Source organism: Leptolyngbya sp. FACHB-60 (assembly GCF_014695775.1).
In the GTDB taxonomy this organism is placed as follows: domain Bacteria; phylum Cyanobacteriota; class Cyanobacteriia; order Phormidesmidales; family Phormidesmidaceae; genus Nodosilinea.
In genome coordinates this window covers 51,568-73,020 of sequence record NZ_JACJOX010000041.1, presented here as the reverse complement: position 1 = coordinate 73,020, position 21,453 = coordinate 51,568, and the positions used below count along the sequence as shown (strand labels likewise).

At 59.4% G+C, this 21,453-nt stretch carries 9 protein-coding genes; 4 read left to right on the top strand and 5 right to left on the bottom strand.

From position 1 onward, the window contains the following. Positions 1–642 precede the first annotated feature (642 nt). From H6F57_RS16030 to ilvD, 3 genes are all read left to right on the top strand, one after another. Positions 643–1,131: a hypothetical protein gene (locus H6F57_RS16030; RefSeq protein ID WP_190628413.1), complete on the top strand. Its 489-nt coding sequence runs from the start codon at positions 643–645 to the stop codon at positions 1,129–1,131. A 322-nt stretch (positions 1,132–1,453) separates the two neighbouring features. Continuing rightward, a complete protein-coding gene (locus H6F57_RS16025; protein WP_242024930.1) occupies positions 1,454–1,876 on the top strand; it encodes a hypothetical protein in 423 nt (140 codons plus the stop codon). 231 nt (positions 1,877–2,107) lie between these two features. Beyond that, entirely contained in the window at positions 2,108–3,952 is a 1,845-nt protein-coding gene (gene ilvD / locus H6F57_RS16020; RefSeq protein ID WP_190628417.1) for a dihydroxy-acid dehydratase, read from the top strand. 10 nt (positions 3,953–3,962) lie between these two features. Here the strand turns inward: ilvD and H6F57_RS16015 are convergent, their stop codons facing one another. The 4 genes from H6F57_RS16015 to H6F57_RS16000 all read right to left on the bottom strand — a co-directional run bounded on the left by H6F57_RS16015 (position 3,963) and on the right by H6F57_RS16000 (position 15,707). Further along, positions 3,963–8,093 carry a PAS domain S-box protein gene (locus tag H6F57_RS16015; RefSeq protein ID WP_190628419.1) on the bottom strand — a complete coding sequence of 1,377 codons (4,131 nt, stop codon included), beginning with the start codon at positions 8,091–8,093 and terminating at the stop codon, positions 3,963–3,965. Between the two features lie 179 nt (positions 8,094–8,272). Continuing rightward, positions 8,273–9,499 (bottom strand): EAL domain-containing response regulator, encoded by a 1,227-nt coding sequence (locus tag H6F57_RS16010; protein WP_190628420.1) that lies wholly within the window; start codon positions 9,497–9,499, stop codon positions 8,273–8,275. A 632-nt stretch (positions 9,500–10,131) separates the two neighbouring features. After that, positions 10,132–12,774: a PAS domain-containing sensor histidine kinase gene (locus tag H6F57_RS16005; RefSeq protein WP_190795019.1), complete on the bottom strand. Its 2,643-nt coding sequence runs from the start codon at positions 12,772–12,774 to the stop codon at positions 10,132–10,134. Between the two features lie 29 nt (positions 12,775–12,803). Continuing rightward, the gene (locus H6F57_RS16000; protein WP_190628424.1) at positions 12,804–15,707 is read right to left on the bottom strand and encodes a PAS domain-containing protein; all 2,904 of its coding nucleotides are present in this window, start codon (positions 15,705–15,707) and stop codon (positions 12,804–12,806) included. 400 nt (positions 15,708–16,107) lie between these two features. On the opposite strand from H6F57_RS16000, the gene wecB reads away from it, so the two are divergent. Beyond that, positions 16,108–17,256: a UDP-N-acetylglucosamine 2-epimerase (non-hydrolyzing) gene (gene wecB, locus H6F57_RS15995; RefSeq protein WP_190628426.1), complete on the top strand. Its 1,149-nt coding sequence runs from the start codon at positions 16,108–16,110 to the stop codon at positions 17,254–17,256. A 127-nt stretch (positions 17,257–17,383) separates the two neighbouring features. On the opposite strand, the gene cobN is transcribed toward wecB, so the two are convergent. Continuing rightward, on the bottom strand, positions 17,384–21,361 hold the full coding sequence (cobN, locus tag H6F57_RS15990) for a cobaltochelatase subunit CobN (RefSeq protein ID WP_190628428.1): 3,978 nt from the start codon (positions 21,359–21,361) through the stop codon (positions 17,384–17,386). Between the last annotated feature and the right edge of the window lie 92 nt (positions 21,362–21,453).

Sequence of the window (21,453 nt, the reverse complement as noted above, 5' to 3'; positions counted from 1 at the left end):
TCCCCTTTCTAGGGTAGGGCTTGCTCACTGCAACCACAAAAGGAAACAGAATCCAGTCTCAATACCTCGAACCAAATGCCGATGGGGCGTCTGATCTTCCGCCTGCTCAGCCTGCCGAACCCCATCCTTGGCCAGAGCAAGTGCGCCATATACTCTACGGCATCCTCGCTGGGCTAGGCCGCGCATCAAAATTCTCCACGCCCTCACCCTAACGACAGTCGTGGCCTTATCCCAGTGTTACCCAGCGCCGCTGACCCAGAGGAAATGGCACGGTTGTTAGAAGATGGGACATGGATGGTCATTACGACCAAGATTGTGCGGATCAAGTGAACTCTTCCCTCCTGAGAATGTTGTTTGCCAAGTTAGGTATTGTGATTTGAGCTACAGACTCTTGCTAAATCTCCCTCAAACGGAGGGCTAGTCTGGTGCTAGTTTCTGCCCTTAGAGCGAAGGAGATATTCAAGTATTCTCCTAGGCTGAGACCATATTCGACCCGCACATTTCTAAACAGCTAAGGCCTTCTTAGCAGTAGCTGCGGTAATTTTACCTCAGGTTAATTGATTCACGAATTTCTCAAGTTTGCTCCTAAAACTATGTTGACGGGCAAATAGCCATCAATTCTTGAAAATACTGGATAATGCCATGTTTACACCTTTTCGTTTTTTTTCGACCGAGTTTTATCGTCCGCTCTCTAGCTTTTTAGCGCGGCTGGACTTAAGTTTTCGAGCTGCGCAAATGGGTCGCTTAGCCACCCAGACAGCCATTGTCAGCGTGCTAGCTATCGCCCTGTGGGTCGGCTCCATCGGTACATACACCCAGGCTGCCCAGGCAGGCGACAATCTCGATGCCAGACCCTACGAAGCCGAGGCTGTACGTCAGTCCCGTACTCCAGGTGGACGCCAGAATGTCTCTGGCAGTGACCAACCAGTAGAAGCTCCAGAAGGGCTCTCTCAGGCACCTGAAGATCAGGCTTTAGGTATATTGGACAACGTCAAGGATGCGGTTCAAAGCATTTTGCCCGGTAACTCTGGTGATGGGGTTGGCCAAAATGCTTACAACCCAAACACTAACCCGGATACCAATCCCAACACCCACGCCAATACCAATCCCGTTTCTGCCCAAAAGCGCTAGGGAAGATACCTGGCTCCGCTATTAATTCCTCTCTGAGGACGCTTTACCCTTCTATTGGAAAAATGAGCGATCGCGCTATCCACACTTGTTTTAATAGTAGAGGGGTAAGCTTTTTTTCAATATAATTTTTTGGTAGCGATCGCTCTGCTCAACGCAAATAATCTTGGCTAACAGCCGCAGATGGGCAATAGCTAGGAAATTTCCCCAAAAATTTGGGTTAAACCAAAGTCTATCTAGAGGATGTTTTATAGACGCGGCTGGCAGAGTAAAACTATAACGTTAAACCTTGCGAGGAATATAGTCTATGAAGCCGAATCATTTTATGAACCAAGTTTCAGCCCTGGGTCGCTGGATGACCACAACCCTAGTCTGCCTAGTTGCGATCGCCTTCGTATGGCAGAGCCCGCTGTTTTCCAATACCTCAGCCATGGCTGCCCCTGATGGAACCCTAATTGCAGACGCCGGCAACCAGGTTAAAGATGCCGCTGAGGGTATCAAAGGTGCTTCCAAAAATATAATCCGTGGTACGGAAGATAAAGTCAAAGACGCGGCCAGAAGCAACGCCTCGAAAGTCGATCAGGCTGACGACACGGGGAGTGGTGTTGAGCGCAAAGCCAAGCGCGATCGCAACCGCATTGAGCAAAATGCAAGCAGGGATGCCGATCGCACCGAGCGGGCAGCAGAAAAGTCTATGAACGCTGTTGAGCGTGCCGTCGATAACATCAAGGATGCTTTTACTGACTAGTTTTTAGCGACTGAGAGTACCGAATTTTTGAGGTGTTAGACATCTCAAAAAGCGCTCTTTGACTGCGTTATTAAGCTCTACATGCCCACCAATCCGAGAGGATTGGTGGGCATGCCTTATTTAACTTAAACCGTATAGTCAGCTATTGTGGTTATTACAGTTTGTGGTCTCGCTCATGTCTCAAAGGTGCTAGAGCCAGACTATAGATAATCCTTTAGCCTAGAACGCGCCATGCCGACCTATCGCTCTAAAACCTCCACCCATGGACGCAACATGGCCGGGGCTCGCGCCCTCTGGCGCGCCACCGGCATGCAAACCGAAGACTTTGAGAAGCCCATTATTGCGGTGGCCAACTCCTTCACTCAGTTTGTGCCGGGCCACGTTCACCTCAAAGATTTGGGTCAGCTGGTGTGCCGCGAGATCGAGGCCGCTGGCGGCGTCGCCAAAGAATTCAACACCATTGCTGTAGACGACGGCATCGCCATGGGCCACGACGGCATGCTCTACAGCCTGCCCTCCCGCGAGATCATCGCCGACTCAGTCGAGTATATGGTCAACGCCCACTGCGCCGATGCTCTAGTCTGCATTTCTAACTGCGACAAAATCACCCCCGGCATGCTGATGGCGGCCCTGCGGCTCAACATTCCCGCCGTGTTTGTCTCGGGTGGCCCCATGGAAGCGGGCAAGACCAAGCTCTCAGAGCATAAGCTCGATCTGGTCGACGCTATGGTAGTGGCTGCCGACAGCAGCATCAGCGACGAGGTGGCCGATGAATACGAGCGCTCCGCCTGCCCCACCTGCGGCTCCTGCTCGGGCATGTTCACCGCCAACTCGATGAACTGCCTCACCGAGGCGATCGGTCTGTCGCTGCCGGGCAACGGCACCACCCTGGCCACCCACTTCGATCGCAAAGATCTTTTCCTCACCGCTGCCCGTACCGTTGTCGACATTACCCGCCGCTACTACGAGCAGGGCGACGAGTCGGTGCTGCCCCGCTCGATCGCCAGTTTTAGAGCGTTTGAGAATGCGATGATGCTGGATATCGCCATGGGCGGCTCCACCAACACCATTCTGCACCTGCTGGCCGCTGCCCACGAAGCTGAGGTCAACTTCACCCTCACCGATATCGATCGCCTCTCGCGCCTAGTCCCCCAGTTCTGCAAAGTCGCGCCCAACATCCCCGACTACCACGTAGAAGATGTGCACCGGGCGGGCGGCATTCCCGCTATCCTTGGCGAGCTGGATCGGGCGGGGCTGCTACACACCGACGTGCCGACTGTCCACAGCCCCACGATGAAAGACTCCCTCGATCGCTGGGATGTGTGCCGCACCGACGACGAAGCCGTTCACACCTTCTTTAAGGCTGGCCCAGCGGGCATTCCGACCCAGCAAGCCTTTAGCCAGTCGACCCGCTGGCCCACCCTCGATTTGGACCGCGAAAAGGGCTGCATTCGCAGCGTTGAAAACGCCTACAGTGCCGAGGGAGGCCTGGCAGTGCTCTACGGCAACCTGGCCGAGCGCGGCTGCATTGTTAAAACCGCTGGCGTCGACGAGAGCATTCTGGTGTTTGAGGGCAAAGCTCGCATCTACGAAAGCCAGGATGCGGCGGTCAATGGCATTCTCAAAGATGAGGTGCAGGCGGGCGACGTGGTGATCATCCGCTACGAGGGGCCGCGCGGCGGGCCGGGCATGCAGGAAATGCTCTACCCCACTAGCTACCTGAAGTCGAAGGGGTTGGGCAAGGTCTGCGCACTGCTCACCGACGGGCGCTTCTCAGGCGGCACCTCGGGGCTCTCCATTGGCCATGCCTCGCCAGAGGCGGGGGCAGGGGGCAACATAGCCCTGGTGGAAGAGGGCGATCGCATCCTGATCGACATTCCCAACCGCACCATCAACGTCGATCTGTCGGTGGAGGAGTTGGCCAACCGTCGGGTAGCGATGGAAGCTAAGGGTAAAGCTGCCTGGAAACCCGCTCAGCCTCGCCAGCGTCGGGTAACTGCTGCGCTCAAAGCCTACGCTCTGCTGGCCACCAGTGCCGACCAGGGCGGCGTGCGCAACCTGGAGATGCTGGAGTAGATCCTCCCGCTTAACCTACCCCGTTGCCCAAACTGGCCTGCCCTCGCCCGCCTGGTTGAAATACCCGGTAGCGATCGCGCCCCTGTTGCTTGGCGGCATAGAGGGCTGCATCAGCCTGGTCAACTAGGGTTTGATGCTGATGCTCAACGTTGGGCGTGATGCAGGCAATGCCGAGGCTGAGGGTGATGCGCTGGACTAGGGGCGAGGCTCCGTGAAACAGCGCTAGCTCCGCCAAGGCTTGCTGAATGGCGCGGGCGATCGCCTCGGCTCCGGCCCAGCTGGTATCGGGCAGCACCAGGGCAAACTCCTCACCGCCGTAGCGGGCCACCAGGTCAGCAGGGCGTTTGGCCACCTGCTCTAGGGCCTGGGCCACCCGCTGAAGGCAGACATCCCCTGCCGGGTGACCGTAGGTGTCGTTGTACTGCTTGAAGTGGTCAATGTCGCACAAAATCAGGCTCAGGGGCGCTTGGGCTCGTAGCAAACGCCCCCACTCCTGCTGAAGATAGGTATCAAAGCTGCGCCGGTTGGCCACCTGGGTGAGGCCGTCGTGGGTGGCCAGATGTTCGAGCTGGCGGTTGACGGTTTGAATGTGCTGATAGAGCTGCGACTGCTGAATTGCGATCGCCAGCTGAATCGCCAGCCGCTTTAGCACGTCCAGCTCAGAGGTTTCCCAGGGGCGTGGCCCCTGGCTGTGGTAGGCCATCAGCATGCCCCAAAGCCGATTGCCCTGCACAATCGGCACCACCACCTGAGCCCGGGCCTGGGTGAGGCAATCGAGGGGGCAGAGGCGATTGGGTTCGGCCTGGAGGTCGGCAACCGCCTCCAGGTTGCCCTGCTGCAGCTGCACCAGCCGCGCCTCTGCGATCGGGCTGTGCACCTGTTGCCCCAGCAGCGGTGGGCAGCCAGCGGTGCTGGCCTCGGCGATCACCATGCCCTGGCCGCTAGTCTCCAAACGGTAGATCAGCACTCGGTCGGTGCGCAAAAACTGCTGCACCTCGGTTACGGTGGTGGTAAGAATTGCCTTCAGGTCAAGGGTTTGACGAATGCGCTGGGCAATTTCACTCAGCAGCCGCTCCTGCTCAGCCCGCCGCCGCAGGGTCGCTACCTCCGATCGCCTGAGCTCAGTAATATCGGTAAACGAGAGCACCACCGCATAGGGCAGGCGTTCATTGGGACGGAATAGGGGGCGAGTATTGCAGGAGATCCAGGTAATACCGTCGGGTTTGACCACGCCCATCACCTGGTTGTTGACCAGTTGCCCCGTGCTCAGGGTGAGTAAAGCTGGATGCTCCTCGTGGGGGCAGGGAGAGCCATCTTCCCCGATCATGTCCAGTCCCATATCGGCCAGAGAACGGCCGATAATCTGCCAACTTTGCAGCCCCACGATTTTGGCCGCGCTGGCGTTGCAAGTCAATAGAACGCCATCGGCCTGCACCACGGCTACACCCTCGGAGAGGGCCGCAACCACCGAACGATAGCGCTCCTCACTGTCTTGGAGTTCTTGCAATAGGGTGGTTTTGGCCTCAAACTCCCTAGCTGAGTGTAAGCTGGCCGCCAAAAAACCAGCCATTAGCTGTAGGGTTTGCCGATCAGACCCCGTAAAGGCGTTGGGCTGGCATGAGAAGACTTTGATCACGCCCACCCGTTCTGACTGATAGGTTAGAGGCACCACCACCATCGATCGCAGCCCTAGAGCCTGAGTAATAGAGGAATTGCCCCACCCCTCACAGTCCACATCGGCGTAGTACAGCGTGCGGCCCTCGGTGAGGCATTGTCCGCCCAGGCTGCCAGCCAGGGGCAGTCGCCAGCCCAAATGGGCCTGAGCGATGCCGCTGCCGACCTGACACACCAATTCAGTACCTTCGAGGAGCTCAACGGCGGCCCCGTCGGCGCGAGTGAGCGACAGAGCGCCTGCAGCGATCACCGCCATCACCTGTTCTAGATGGGGATTGACCAGAGCCACCTTTTGCTGGGTCTCGACCACCTCAGACAGTCGCTCTAGTTCCTGTTGCAGGGCAATTTCGGCCTGCCTGCGCTCGGCTTCGAGCTGGGCTCGTTCGCTAATGTCTTTCATAAAGCAGTAGTGACCCTGGCGCTGCTGCCGGTCATCGTAGGCCGTCACCATAAACAACTGCTTATGAAAAATTGAGCCATCCTTGCGCAAGCCCCGAGCTTCGATATTGACATTGCCCTGGGCCAGCATGGTGTCATAGGCCTGGTTGAGCTGATCTAGATCGTCAGGGTGAACGGTAATTTGCCAAGTTTGGCCCACCAGTTCCTCTGGGGTATAGCCCACCATGGCGGCATAGGCCTGGTTGACGCTGACGTAGCGCCCAGCGTTGTCCAATCGAGAAATGCCCTCGACGGCATGGGCCAGGGCCGTGCTCATTTCGCGCAGCTCTCGCTCGGCCTGCACGCGATCGGTAATATCTTGGGCAACGCCGTACAGGCGCACAACCTCACCCTGGGCGTTGCATTCGGCCTGCCCCCGATCATCGATATAGCGAATGGTGCCGTCGCTGCGGGTACAGCGGATTCGTATGCTGTAGGGTTTGCCAGTCGTCAGGGTGTGTTCGACTGCCTGGCGCAGGTGGTCGCTATCGTCTGGGTGATAAAGCCGCAGCAGGTCGTCAAAGCTGGGTTCGCCTAAGGCTGGGTCACGCCCCAAGATGCGAAATTTTTCGGCGGACCAGGTGACGTTTTGGGTAGCAACGTCATACTCCCAACTGCCGATGCGGCCAACGCTCTGGGCCTCTAGCAGCAGAGCTTGGCTTTTGTGCAGGGCAAGCTCTGACTGCTTGGGCTCGTTGATATCCTGAATTTGAGCCACAAAATAGAGCGGCACCTGATGCTCGTCGGTCACAATCGACACGCTGAGCATTGCCCAAATCCAGTGGCCCTGGCGGTGGCGGTAGCGCTTTTCCAGGTGGTAGTGGCGAATGTCCTGGTTGAGCAGCTGTCTCATCAGGTCTAGATCGGTGTCTAGGTCGTCGGGATGGGTAATGGCCTGAAACGTGGTAGTCAGCAGTTCGTCCTCGCCATAGCCCGTAATCTCGCACAAAGAGCGATTGACCTCTAGCCAGTGGCCCTCCAGGTCGACCAAAGCCATGCCAATGCCAGCGTAGTCGAAGGCGTTGCGAAAGCGTCGGTTGCTTAGGTGGAGAGCACGGCTGCTGGCCTCTAGCTCGGCGTTACGCTCGGCCAGCTCGGCGGTGCGCTCGGCCACCTTGACCTCTAACGACTGATTCAGCTGTCGCAGGGCGATCTCGGTGCGTTTGCGATCGCTAATGTTGTACGCCGTCGAGCGGCTACTGACGTAGTTGCCCTGCTCGTCGTACTCGGCGATCGCGTTGATCAAAATCCACTGGGTGGAGCCGTCGGCCACCACCAGCTCAAATTCCAGATCGTCAACGCGGCCCCGCTGCTTAAACAGAGGAAAGTTGGCGGCAAAGGTAGCCTGGCTGGCCGGAGTAATCACATCCGAGAAGCGCAGCCGACCCACTACCGCCTCGCGGTCATAGCCCAGCCAGCCCAGCTCAGTGTCGTTGATTTCAATAAATACTCCGTTGCGATCGAGCGAGTGGTAGCCGCAGGGAGCCCGATGGTAGAGGTTTTCGATGGCCACCCGCTGGGCGGCGGTGGTGGCTATCAGCTGGCGGCTCGACAGCTGCAGCTCTAGCTGCTCCATCACCACGGCGGCCAGGTCAACCAGGGTTTGGGTTTCATCAGCGGTGAGCTGGCGGGGCTGGCGGTCGATAATGCATAGGGTGCCAAGGGTATGGCCATCGGAAGTGGTGAGGGGAGCGGCGGCGTAAAACCTGAGGCCCAACTTGCCCTGCACCAGAGAATGGAACCGCGTGCGCGGGTCTTGACGAGCGTCGGCAATGGCGTAGACCTCGCCCTGCAAAATCGCCGAGGCGCATAACCCTGGCTCTCGGTCAATTTGATCCAGGGTCACCCCATAGCGCGACTTAAACCAGATGCGATCGCGATCGACCACGGTTACTAATGCAATGGGCACCTGAAACAGGCGGGCAGCGATCGTCGTAACCCGGTCCAAGGCCTTGTCCGACTGCATATCGAGGAGGTGGTAGCGCTGCACCGCCGCCAGCCGTTCAGCGTCGTCGGTTGAATCATTCATCCTGGGCCTATGTGGCGAATTGTATGCAAACCGATACGTTTGCATACTTTCTTTATGATGCCCTTACATATCGGTGGTGCGATCGATGCTCCCTCGACCTTCACAGTCTGTAGTTAACGGCTTGGGCGAACCCAGCATGAGTACACCCCTGCCTGAACTTTAAAGCTCAGTGCGGTTTCCTAGCTCTCCCTCAGGGCATAGCGATCGCGCAGCGCCAGCCAGGGCCAAAAATCGTCGCCGGCCAGGGGGCGGGCGATGTGGTAGCCCTGGGCCAAGTCGCAACCAATGGTGGTTAAATAATCGAGGGTTTCGGCGTCTTCGACCCCCTCAGCGGTGCAGCGCAGCCCCAGACTGTGACCCAGGTCAACGATAAATTTCACCACCGTGCGCGACTCAGGCGAGGTCATCGCCGTCATCACAAACGACTTGTCAACCTTAATCTCTGAAAAGGGCAGCCGCACCAGCTGTAGCATCGACGAAAACCCGGTGCCAAAGTCGTCGATCGACAGGTGAAAGCCAATCATGCGCAGCCGGGTGAGCAGATCGAGGGAAGCTACCGGGTCATCCATGGCGCTGGTTTCGGTGAGTTCAAAGATCAGCCGGACGGGGTCAACGCCGTGGGCCTGGCAACGCTCCTGCACGCGCTCAAACAGAGCCCCGTTGCCCAGGGTGCGAGCCGAAATGTTCACCGACAGCATCAGGTGCTCGCAGAGCGCCGGAGACAGCGGTGTCGCCCCCGCCGTGCAGAGCGGCCCAAACCAGGCCAGTGCCTGCTCAATCACCTGATCGGTGAGGGGGTCAATCAGATCGCAGCTCTCTGCCAGGGGAATAAACCGCCACGGCGGCAGCAGGCCGTAGGTGGGGTGAGCCCACCGCACCAGGGCCTCAACCCCGGCCATTTCGCCCGTGGTGCAGAGCACCTTAGGCTGGTAGGCCAGCACAAACTCATGGCGATCGAGGGCCTGGCGCAGATCAGCCGGGGTCAGCTCCGGCGGCGGGGCGGGGGTACCCGCAACCGGCGGCGGCGGGCTCGCAATTTGACCTCGCAGCATTTCTCGCAGCTGGCCGGGCGAAAAGGGCTTGGGCAGCACCCCGGCAATGTCGAGGCCGTGCTCGACCGCCGATCGCCCGGCGGCATCGAGCACCCGACTGCCGACGCCGCTGGTGATAATAATTTTGGCCCGGCAAGACAGCTTGGCCAGTCGGGCCATAACCTGCACCCCATCCATGGTGGGCATTACCAGGTCGAGGGCAATGTGGGTGGGTCGCCACTCGCGGAACAAATCAAAGAACCGATCCGGGTCGGGGGTGAAACGCACCTCCAGCCCGGCAAATTCAGCGATCCGCTGAATGGTCTCCCCGGTCATGGGGTCGTCGTCTAAAATCAACAGTCGGCGATCGCCCATGCCTTACCAATTGCCCCCCTCAAACCGTCCTTGTGCTGCCATAGCCCCAGCCAATCCCCTCTCAGCCTGCCCACCCACACCTACCCATCCAGCACATTGCAAACTTTTTGGACTAAATCGGCCTGCCGGCAGGGCTTACTCAGAACTTGACTTCAAGGTCGAACCGATCTGGGTGAACAATGACCTATGCTGAAAATTTTCAGGACCGCTGGGCCGCTCCTGGCTACCGTCATTCGATACCCCAGCTGATCTAGCTGATTTTGCCTGTGGCTGCACACAGGTTATCGTCTTTGACGAGAAACCGTTCTTGATCAATCGCAGAGACTGCCATCGCTACGCTTTTAGAAACGTCTTGGGTTCCCTTGATATCTGAGTGAATATAGCCTAACCGTCGTGCCCTGCCCTAGCTCCAAAGCAATCGTGATCGATCCGTTGGACTGCTGAGCAAACCTGTATTCCATGCTAAGCCCTAGCTCGGTGCCCTGGCCCGTATCTTCCGTTGTAGATGAAAGCTCACAAGGCAGGATAGAGGCTCTTGGGCAATGCCCACACCATTATTGTGTTGGAGACGACAATCAGTCCGGATAGAGCTGCCGCAGCTCAGCCAGAGAAGAATGGTTGAGGGGATTAGGTCATGGGCGGTGGGGAGCAATCAGGGCCTTGCGAATCTTTTGTGAGAGTTCGGTGCGGCCATAGGGCTTGCTGAGCAGCTGTATCCCCGCATCTAGCCGACCTTGATGGACGATCGCATTCTCGCTGTAGCCCGAGGTGTAGAGCACCCGCAGCCCCGGCCTAATCTGCTGGGCCAGATCAGCGAGGTCGCGCCCGCTCATGCCGCCGGGCATAACTACATCGGTAAACAGCAGATCGATTTCGGGCCACTGATGCAGCAGATCAAGCGCGGTCGGGCCGTTTTCGGCGGCCAACACCCGGTAGCCCAGGTCAACCAGCTGATCGTGGGCGTAGCAGCGCACCAGCTCGTTGTCTTCCACCAGCAAAATCAGCTCTGAGTGGCCCGCCATTGCTCTCTCAGGGGCGGGCGGGGCGGGCCGAATATCACCCCAAAACCGGGGGAGGTACATTTTGATGGTGGTGCCGTGGCCCAGCTCAGAATAGATCTTAATGTGGCCCCCCGACTGCTTGATGAAGCCATAGACCATGCTCAGGCCCAGGCCAGTGCCTTTGCCTTTTTCTTTGGTGGTAAAGAAGGGCTCAAACACCCGCTCTAGATGCTTGGGGTCAATGCCCATGCCCGTATCTGACACCGACACCATGACATACTGCCCCGGCACCACCTCTTCATGCTGGCTGGCGTAGTCTTGGTTGAGGTGGATGTTGGCGGTTTCGAGGGTGAGCTGGCCTCCCTGCACCATGGCATCGCGGGCGTTGAGGCAGAGGTTGAGCAGGGCATTTTCGAGCTGGGCTGGGTCGATCAGGGCGGGCCACAGATTGGCCTCCCCCACGATGCCGATGTCGATGTGCTCGCCTAGGGTGCGTCGCAGCAGCTCATCCATACGGGTCATCAGCTGATTGATATCGACCGCCTCAGGGTTGAGGGCCTGGCGACGGGCAAAGGACAACAGCCGCTGGGTGAGCTCGGCTCCCCGCTGGGCGGCGCTGCTAATCATTTTTGCCAGGGGGTGTAGGTGAGGGTCGGCTTCAAGCATTTCGTCTAGTAGCTCGGCGTTGCCCAAGATAACGGTGAGCAGATTGTTAAAGTCGTGGGCAATGCCACCGGTCAGCTGACCTACCGACTCTAGCCGCTGCGACTGGTGCAGACGCTCCTCAAGGGCTATGCGATCCGTTACATCCTGAAAATACACTGCTAAGCCCTCGTGGGATGGATAGGCCCGCACATCCAACCAGACATTTAGGGGGGGATAAAATTCTTGAAACTCGACCGATCGACCCTCGTTTACCGCTTTTTCAAACTGCTGCTGAAAAACACTGCCGCTCGCCTCGAGAAACTCATCCCAAACACATTTTCCCAGCAGCTCGACCCGCTGACGCTGCAAGAGTTGTTCAGCCTGGCTATTGACAAAGGTAAAGTTCCACTGGCGATCGAGGGTAAAAAAGCAGTCGGTAATGCTCTCCAGGGTGGTGTTGAGGCGATCGGCGATCTGGCGGGCCTCCTGTTCGAGCTGCTTTTGGTCGTGGATTTCGATCGCAGTGCCGTACCACTTAACAATTTGCTCGGCTTCGTCACGAATGGGCACTGCCTGCACCAGATGCCAACGGTAGTCGCCGTCGTAGCGCCGCGTCCGAAGCTCAACCCGGTAGGGGCTGGCAGACTGCACCGCCGCCGTCCACATGGCCAAGCAGAGGTCAACGTCGTCAGGGTGCAGCAGGGTCATCCAGAGCTGGCTGGGAGGCGTGTCAGGGTCGTAGATGCCGGTGTAGATCCGTAGAGCGTGGCTGGCGTAGTCGACGGTGCCGTCGGGCTCAGCGGTCCACACGATCAGGGGCATGGCGTCGGCCAGCTGCCGAAACCGCTGCTCGCTGCGTTCTAACGACGCTTCGGCCAGCTTTTGAGCAGTGATGTCTTGGAAAGCCCCCTGCACGGCCACAATGGTGCCCTGGGCGCCGCGCACGGGCTGGCCAATGGAGCGCACCCACACTCGGTTCTGGCGGGCGGTAATAATTTGCAGCTCTTCGTCAAAGGGCAGGCCAGTTTGGACGCAGGCGACAAAGACGCTGGTAATGCGATCGCGGTACTCAGGGGCATAAAACTCGATGCCCTGGGCCACCGTGGGAGCAAAGCCTGGCTCAACTTCGTGGATACGGCATACCTCCTCAGACCAGATTGTCACCGGGTCATCGAGGCGCACCAGCCAGCCGCCCACGTGGCCGATCTCGCTGGCGATTTGCAGCAGAGTCTGCTGCGATCGCAGGGTGTCGTGGGTCTGGCTGAGCAACCGCTGGGTCGCTTGCACCCGACTAGAGTAGCGCACCACCGCCAGAGTGAGACAACCGGTGGTAGCGGTCGCTAAGGCCGCCACCAGTCGATTGGCGATCGCGTAGGCCAGGGCCACCCCGGTCAGCGCCGAGGGCGACACAAAAAAGCCTGTCGCTGTTAGCACCACCCCCGCCACGGTCGCCACCACCACCCACCGACTGCTGTGAGACAGCCCTGCCATAGCCACTAGAGGCGGATAAAGCATGCCGTGGGCAAACCCCAGAGGAGTGACGATGTCGGTTAGAAACACCGCCACAAAACCGGCTAGGGTCACCCCCCGCACAGAGCGGCGCGCGGCGCGCAGCATCCGCAACGTCATAGCTGGGCCGCGAGAAGACATTCCCTGGGTTAACCTTTGGCAAGGGCTTGGCGAATATGGCGAGCCAGCTCAGCCCGTTGGTAGGGCTTAGCTAACAGTTGGATCTTAGGCTCTTGAGCCCCCTGAGGGATCAGGGCATTCTCGGTATAGCCAGAGGTATATAGAACCCGCAGGTGTGGCCGTAGCCGGTGAGCCGCAGCGGCCAAGTCACGGCCATTCATGCCACCGGGCATGATCACATCGGTAAACAGCAGATCGATTTCGGGCCACTGATGCAGCAGCTCAAGCGCGGCCGGGCCGTTTTCGGCGGCCAACACCCGATACCCCAGGCCTTCGAGCTGCTGTTGGGCGTAGTCGCGCACCAGAGTATTATCTTCGACAAGTAAAATTAGCTCTGAGCCACCAGGACAGTCGTCTACCTCGGGAGGGAAGTCGGGGTCGCGGCGGTCTAGGGGCGGTCTAGGGCGATCGCGGCAGTGAGGCAGATATAGCTGCACGGTAGTGCCCACCCCCGGCTCAGAGTCAATATTGACGTAGCCGTTGGACTGGTGGACAAAGCCGTAGACCATGCTCAGGCCTAGCCCGGTGCCTTTGCCCTTGGCCTTGGTGGTAAAAAACGGCTCAAAAACCTGGCTCAGCAGCTCTGGCCCCATGCCCACGCCATTGTCTGAGACGGTGACCATGACATAGTCGCCTGGGGAAAAACTTTCTTGAGGATCGCCAACCGTGGAGATGACGCCGGTGTGGGCGGTCGTTAGGGTGAGGCAGCCCACGCCGTCCATGGCGTCGCGAGCGTTCAGGCAGAGGTTGAGCAGGGCGTTTTCCAGCTGGCTGGCATCGACGAGGGCCAGCTCCAGGTCAGCGGCGTAGCTACAGCGCACCTCGATCTGTTCTCCCAGGACACGGCGCAGCAGGGCATCCATGCGGTCAATCAGCTGGTTGACATCGACGGGCTTGGGGTCAAGAATTTGGCGGCGGGCAAAGACCAGCAGGCGCTGGGTCAGGTCGGCCCCCCGCTGGGCCGCACTGCTGATCATATCGGCCAGCGATCGCAGTTGAGGCTGGGTGTCGAGCAGTTCGACCAGCAGCTCAGCGTTGCCCAAAATTACCGTCAGCAGGTTGTTAAAGTCATGGGCAACTCCACCGGTCAGCTGGCCAATGGCCTCCATTTTTTGGCTTTGCAGCAGCTGGGCCTCCAGGTTCTTTTGCTGAGTCAGGTTGAGCATGCCGCCAATCATGCGCATCGCCTGCCCCTGGGCGTTGCGAATCACGTAGCCGCGATCCTTGACGTAGGCATAGTGGCCATCGCGGCAGCGAAAGCGATACTCCACCATCCAGATGGTGGCTTCTCCCTCTATGGCCGTCTGAATTGAGGCCAGCAGCCGCTGGCGATCGTCAGGGTGCAGGCGATCGCGCCACCAGTCGTTATGGCTCTCAAGATCTTCATTGCCATAGCCAAACAGGGTTTTGTAGCCCTCGCCTCGCCAGGTGACATCGGTGATCAGATCCCAGTCCCAGATAGCGTCGTTGGTAGCCTTCGAAACTAGCCGAAACCGTTCTTCGCTGGCTCGCAGGGTGGCCTCAGCCGTCTTTTGGGCGGTCACGTCGATCACCATGCCCAGCTGCCGACAGGGTTGCCCCTCGCTATCGACTTCGATGTTGCCCCGATCCGACAGCCAGCGAATCTCGCCATCGGGGCGACGAATGCGGTAGTTGACTTCCAAAATTCCGCGCAGCGTGCCGACTTTGGTATGGTTGTTCAGCAATTCGGACCGATCTTCGGGCAGCACCCACTCGATGAACCGCTCAAAGCTCTCAATCGGCTCCTCGGGGCGCAGACCAAACAGACGATAGGTGCCCGCCGACCAGACCAGGTGGTTGGTACTCAGGTCAAGGGCCCAGCTGCCCATGTTGCCAATGCGTTCGGCGCTGGTGAGCAGCATGGCTTGCTGCCGCAGCATCGCTTCGACCCGCTGGCGATCGCGATCGAGGCAAACCCGTTCGGTCACGTTTTGTAGGGTGCCGACGAGTCTCAGAGGTTTGCCGTGGGAGTCGTAGGTGATCTGCCCCCAATGGTTCAGGTGGCGCACCTCACCGCGGGGGCAGATCCAGCGGTGCTCATAATGTAGGGGGGCGCGATCGCGAATTGCCTGATCGAGCTGCGGCTTGACCCAATCTAGGTCGTCGGGGTGAACGTACTGCAAAAAGTCGGCATAGGTGAGAAGCGGCTGATCGGTCGCCATCCCGGCGAGTCTGTAGCAGTCCTCCGACCAATTTAGGCGGTCATTGAGGAGGTCGTAGTCCCAGTTGCCCAGGGTCGCAATGCAGTGGGTCATTTGCATGATGGCTTGGGTGACAAGCTCGGGGTGCTGGTCGATGTAGGCCGCTAGGTCGGTGGCTCCCTGGCGTTGCAGAGACCAGTCCTCCTGCCAGAGCGAAACCGGCACCCCCCGAAAGATGGTTGGGTAGTGCTGAGCTTCGTCCGCCTGCCCAAGGGTCTCGGGTTCGCCCTCTGGCCTCGCCTCTGTCGCCGGATGCGATCGCGGCCGGCGGCGGCGGACTAGGGCACAGTCTAGGGCTCGTTTGATGTCGGCGGCGTGCTCCCCAATCAGGTAGTCTTCGGCCCCAGCCCAGACGGCCTCTAGCCCCAGGACGACCTGGTCTGGGCTAACCAGCACAATCACCGGCACATCGGGCGCTTGAGCCTGAATCTTCCCCAGCGAAGCCAGCCCTGCCGTTGGTGAGGTGGCCAAATTTAGCACAATGCCGTCAACTCGATGGCCAGCGGTGAGGTAAGCTAAGGCAGCCTCCACCTGATCTAGAGCAACGAGCGCCCGGTCGGATAGGGCCAGTTCAGACCCAGGGCGATCGCCCTCCCCTGCCGCTAAAGTATCCCCCACCCAGAGAATTTGATTGGCCAGCTGCCCGGTCATAGGATATCTCTCAGGCTCCATGGATGTGGCCCCATTGCCGTGGGCTACTCGGCCAGCATGGCCCCATAGCGATCGGTCAACCCGTTGTTCCCATCTATGGTAAGCATCGATCTACCCCTGAAACCATCTATGGGAATAAATTATTGTCGAGTAGTGGGCCGCGATCGCAGTGAATTCTCTGCCGTGGTGGCTTAGGGCCTGAGCCACCGATACCGTTCTATAGCGGGTCAAGCCTAGACTAGGACGGCCCAAAACGTCAGGATTCAAGCCCGTTGGGCCTTTTTTCCCATTTTTCGCTCGTCTATTTCTCGTTCTTTTGCTCTATCCGGCACCGCCGGCTGGGATAGTCGCATGAACAGGTTATTCTGAGCATGATTTTGCATTCAAAGGGCATTTCCCTATGGTCCCACCGTTTAAAGTCTGCATTGTGTTGGGCACTCGCCCTGAGGCGATTAAACTTGCGCCGGTGATTCAGTGTTTTCGTCAATGCCCTGACTTTGACACCCAGGTGCTGCTCACCGGCCAGCATCGGGAGATGGTGGATCAGGTGATGGCGCTGTTTAACCTGAGTGCCGACCAAGATTTAGCGATTATGCAGCCTCGCCAAACCCTGACCGACATCACCTGTCGCAGCCTTCAGGGGCTGGAGTCCCTGTTTCAAGAGCGTCGCCCCGACATTGTGCTGGTGCAGGGCGATACCACGACGGCCTTTGCCGCTGCCCTAGCGGCCTTTTATCAAAAGATTCCGGTGGGCCATGTCGAGGCGGGTCTGCGCACCGACAACATCTATAATCCCTTCCCGGAGGAGGCCAACCGCCGCCTGGTCTCTCAAATTACCCAACTGCACTTTGCGCCCACGGCTCTGTCGGTGCAGCACCTAGAGCGATCGGGGGTGACCGGCAATCTGCACCAAACCGGCAACACCGTCATCGACGCCCTGCTGTCAGTGGCCGATCGCCGTCCCGACTGCGAGGTGCCGGGGCTAGACTGGAACCGCCACCGAGTGATTTTATCGACAGTGCATCGGCGCGAAAACTGGGGCGCACCCCTGGGGGCGATCGCCCAGGGATTTCTCAAGGTGCTCGAACGGTTTCCCGATACCGCCCTGCTGCTGCCCTTGCACCGCAACCCCACGGTGCGAGACCCTCTCCAGGCTGCCCTTGGCGATCATCCCCGCGCTTTTTTGACAGAGCCCCTCGACTACACCCAGCTAGTAGGCGCGATTCAGCGGTGCTACCTGGTGATGACTGACTCGGGTGGCTTGCAGGAGGAAGCCCCCAGCCTGGGTAAACCAGTGCTGGTGCTGCGGGATAACACCGAACGCCCCGAAGCCGTAATGGCAGGCACCGCCAAGCTAATCGGCACCGATGCCGACCGCATGCTGACGGAGGCCGAGACGCTGCTGCTGAACCCCGAGGCCTACCAGGCCATGGCCGAGTCGATCAACCCCTTTGGCGACGGCCAGGCCTCCCAGCGGATTCTCGAGATTACGCGGGCCTACCTGCAACGGACCACAGAGGCGTCGGTTCGGCAGCCTCTGGCGTGCTAGCTGTTGCTCCCTTTTTGAGGGGGTGAGGGCGATCGCTTGAGAGCGTCCCAACATACAGCCCAATTTTGCGGAATTGGTATGGTACCGCCCGACGCTGCTGGGGCGATCGCTCCCAGAGCTACTCTGCCTAGGGTTGCCCCCGATTGAACTGCTGGGTTTCTAGCACCCCTTCCGCTTGGTTGGCGATCTGCCGCAGGCTATCCAGCATTTCGGCCTTGGCTGTGGCCCACAGCCCCCGCTGGTTGGCTTCGAGTAGGCGCTCGGCCATATCCCTCAGCGCCCAAGGGTTTGAGGTTTGCACAAAGGCCTGCACCGCTGGATCGAGCAGGTAGGCCTGGGCCACGCCCTCATACATGTGGTCGGCGACGCAGTGGGCAGTGGCATCGTAGGCGAACAGGTAATCGACGGTGGCGGCCATCTCAAAGGCCCCCTTATAGCCGTGGCGCATGACGCCCTCGATCCACTTAGGGTTGACCACGCGGGAGCGGTAGACCTTGGCAATTTCGGCGTCGAGCGATCGCACCTTGGGCTTAGCCGTCACCGCGTTGTCGCCAAAGTAGGTGGCGGGCTGCTGCCCCTGGAGGGTTCTGGCGGCCACTGTCATGCCCCCCTGAAACTGGTAGTAGTCGTCAGAGTCGAGCAGGTCGTGCTCGCGGTTGTCCTGGTTGTGGAGCACCACTTGCAGGTGCTTAAGCCGCTGCTCAAAGGCTTCGGGCATGGCGTGGCCCTGGGCGTCGCGACCGTAGGCGTAGCCGCTCCAATTCAGGTAGGCACGGGCAAGGTCTTCGTCGCTAGTCCAGTTTTGCGATTCGATTAGCCCCTGCAAGCCAGCCCCATAAGCCCCCGGCTTAGAGCCAAAGATGCGGTAGCGCGATCGCAGCTCCGCCTGCTCTGCTGTCAGCCCCTGCCGCTGCCACTCAGCACTCTCCTGCCGCGATCGTGCCGCCAGAGGATTTTGCTCCGGCGGTTCTTCTAAAGCCGCCACCGCCGCTACAGCCTGATCCACCAAGTCGATCAGATTGGGAAAGGCATCGCGAAAGAAGCCCGAAATCCGCAGGGTGACATCCACCCGAGGCCGCCCGATCGCCGACAGCGGCAGCACTTCAAAATCGACCACCCGCCGCGAGGGGCCATCCCACACCGGGCGCACCCCCATCAGGGCCAGAGCTTCGGCAATGTCGTCCCCGCCGGTACGCATGGTGGAAGTGCCCCACACCGACAGGCCTAGGGTTTGGGGATAGTCGCCGTGATCCTGGGTGTACTGTTCCACCAGCACTTCCGCCGCCCGCCGCCCCACATCCCAAGCGCTCTCGGTGGGGATAGCGCGAATATCCACTGAGAAGAAATTGCGCCCCGTGGGCAACACGTCAGGGCGATTGCGGGTGGGGGCTCCGGCGGGACCGCTGGGCACGTAGCGCCCGTCGAGGCCCTTGAGCAAGTTGGCGATCTCGTCAGTGGTGCAGGTCAGGGCGGGGATGAGGGTGTGCTGAATCCAGTGGAGTTCGGCGACGAGAGATGTCTCCCTCTCCCCCAGCCCCTCTCCCTGGGGGAGAGGGGAGCTAGAGCTTCCTCCGGTTCCCTCTCCCCCAGGGAGAGGGCTAGGGAGAGGGCGGTTCGGGACAGTGGCTTTTGGCAATAACCCTTCTACCAAACGCGACGCTTCCTCTTCTAAGGCCTCGACAACGTCTCCAGCGATGCGGCAGGTGAAGAGGTGAGGGGATGAGGGGGTGAAGGGTTCTCCAAGATCGACAGTGAGGGGGTCAAGATCGAGGGCCCAGGATTCTGCGATCGCCCGTGTCAATCCCTGTCGGCCACGGCCGGGATGGCGGGCGATCGCCACTACCAAATCCCGCAGTTGCCGGCCATCAGGGCACTGCCCAAAGATATGTAGCCCGTCGCGAATTTGGGCTTCCTTGAGATCGCAGAGGTAGGTATCGAGGGTGGGAAGGAGGGTGGGAAGGGAGGATAAGGGGGATGGGGAAGTGGGGGAGGAGATCTCGGTGAGGAGGCTGGTTTCGGTGAGCAGGGTGAGGATGCGATCGCCAATCAAGGCCAACCGGCTCGGATCCAAGCTTTGAGCTTCATAGTATTCATCCACCAGACCTTCCAACTTTTCGAGAGGGCCGTAGAGTTCGGCACGGGTGAGCGGGGGCGTCAGGTGGTCGAGAATTACCGCCTGGGCGCGGCGCTTCGCCTGGGAGCCTTCGCCAGGGTCGTTGACGATAAACGGGTATAGGTGGGGCATGGGGCCAAACATGGCCTCGGGGTAACAGTCCTGAGATAGGCCGACGCCCTTGCCGGGCAGCCACTCCAGATTGCCGTGCTTGCCCAGGTGAACGATCGCCTGAGCCCCAAAGGTATGCCTCAGCCAGAGATAAAAGGCTAGGTAGTCGTGAGTTGGCTCTAGATCGGGCGAGTGGTAGTTAAGAGAGGGGTCAAGGTCATAGCCCCGGCTCGGCTGAACGCCGATGAAGATGTTGCCGAGCTGGATGCCGGGAATGGGAAATTTTGAGTTTTGAGTTTTGAGTTTTGTTCGCGTAGCGTCTCCAAAGGAGAAATTTTGAATTCCTTCCCTAGTTTCCCCATCTTCCCCAGCCTCCCCATCTCCTCCAGGAAGACCCCAACGAGCGCTCATACCAGCGCGCACCGCTTCCGGTATGGTCTCAAAATACTGACAGTAGTCAGCAAGGGGAAGAGATTGGTGAACCTGGCGAAAATCGTGGCCTTCGGGGTCGTTGGTCACCCCCGCGGTGAGCTGGCGAATTAGGTCGTCGCCATCGGCGGGAATGTCGCCCAGGGTGTAGCCAACGGCCTTAAGGGCGTGGAGAACTTCGATCGCACTCTGGGGTGTGTCGAGGCCAACGCCATTGGCGAGGCGGCCATCGCGGTTGGGGTAGTTGGCGAGAATTAGGGCTATGCGGCGATCACCCACTGGGGTGCGGCGCAGGGTAGCCCAACGGGCGGCCAGGTCAGCGACGAAGGTGATGCGATCGCTCACTGGCTCGTAGGTCACCACATCGGTTTCCAATGTCTCGCTGCGCCGGTTGACCGATTTAAACGAAACAGCGCGGGTGATAATGCGCCCATCCACCTCGGGCAGGGCCACATTCATGGCAATGTCGCGGGGCGAAAGGCCAAGGCTCTGGCTTGCCCAGGCGGCTTTGGTACCGCCGCTGAGAATCACTTGCAGCACCGGCACGTTGAGGGTTTCCCATAGATCTAAATTGGGGGTTGCGCCGTCCAGTTTCGCCACCGAAAAGCTGGTGGTATTCAACAGCACGGCAATACCTTGGCCATCCTTGGGATTGAACAGAGCGACCAAATCCTCCTGCACCTCAGGGTCTTGCAGCGACGACACAAACACAGGGACAGGGTGCAGATGCCGTTCCACCAAAGCCGCGCACAGGGCATCAATGGGCGCAGTATTGCCTGCCAGATAGTGAGCCCGATAGAAGATCAGGCCAATTTTGGCTGTTGTATTCTCCAGTTCCCCTCTCCCCATGGGAGAGGGGCTAGGGGAGAGGGGTTCCGGGTGTATCTCCTGTTGTCTGATAGAGGTTAGTAGAGGATATACCCCGACTTTGGGAATGGGTTGGGGAGTCGGAGGGCAATAGGCAGTGTGGAGGATGCGATCGCACACCCACATCAACCCGTTCGCCATATTCTCGACACCGCCTTCATTGAGGTAGCGCCAGAGTTGGTTGGCCACCGTCAGCGGCACCGTGGAGTAGCTGATCAGGTCGGGGGCGGGGCGATCGTCGCCGGGCAGCACAATCAGGGCGGCCCCGGTTTCGGTGGCCACATCCCTGACGACTTCTAGGCCATAGGGCCAGTAGGCGCGGCCTCCTAGCAGCCGCACCACAATAATCTGGGCGTGGCGCAGCACATCGTCGGCGTAGGTATCGATCGCCAACTGCTGCTGAAGCTGAAGCAGGTTAGCCACCCGCAAAGCGGGGAAATTGGCCGGAAAACTGGCCCGAGTCAGGCTTTGAATTTCTGTGTCGGCGGCGGTGAGCAACACCAGCGGTGCCGGGGTCTGCTCGACAAAAATGACGCCCTCGGTATCCGGCGTCCAGCCGCCGGGGGTAGCGGCTAAGCGATGCATGGGCAATCCCTAGGGCAACAACAAATCTGAAGGAACTCTAGCGTAAGTCAGGGTATGCCCAAAACGGAAGTTACGATGAGGACTCCCTAAGA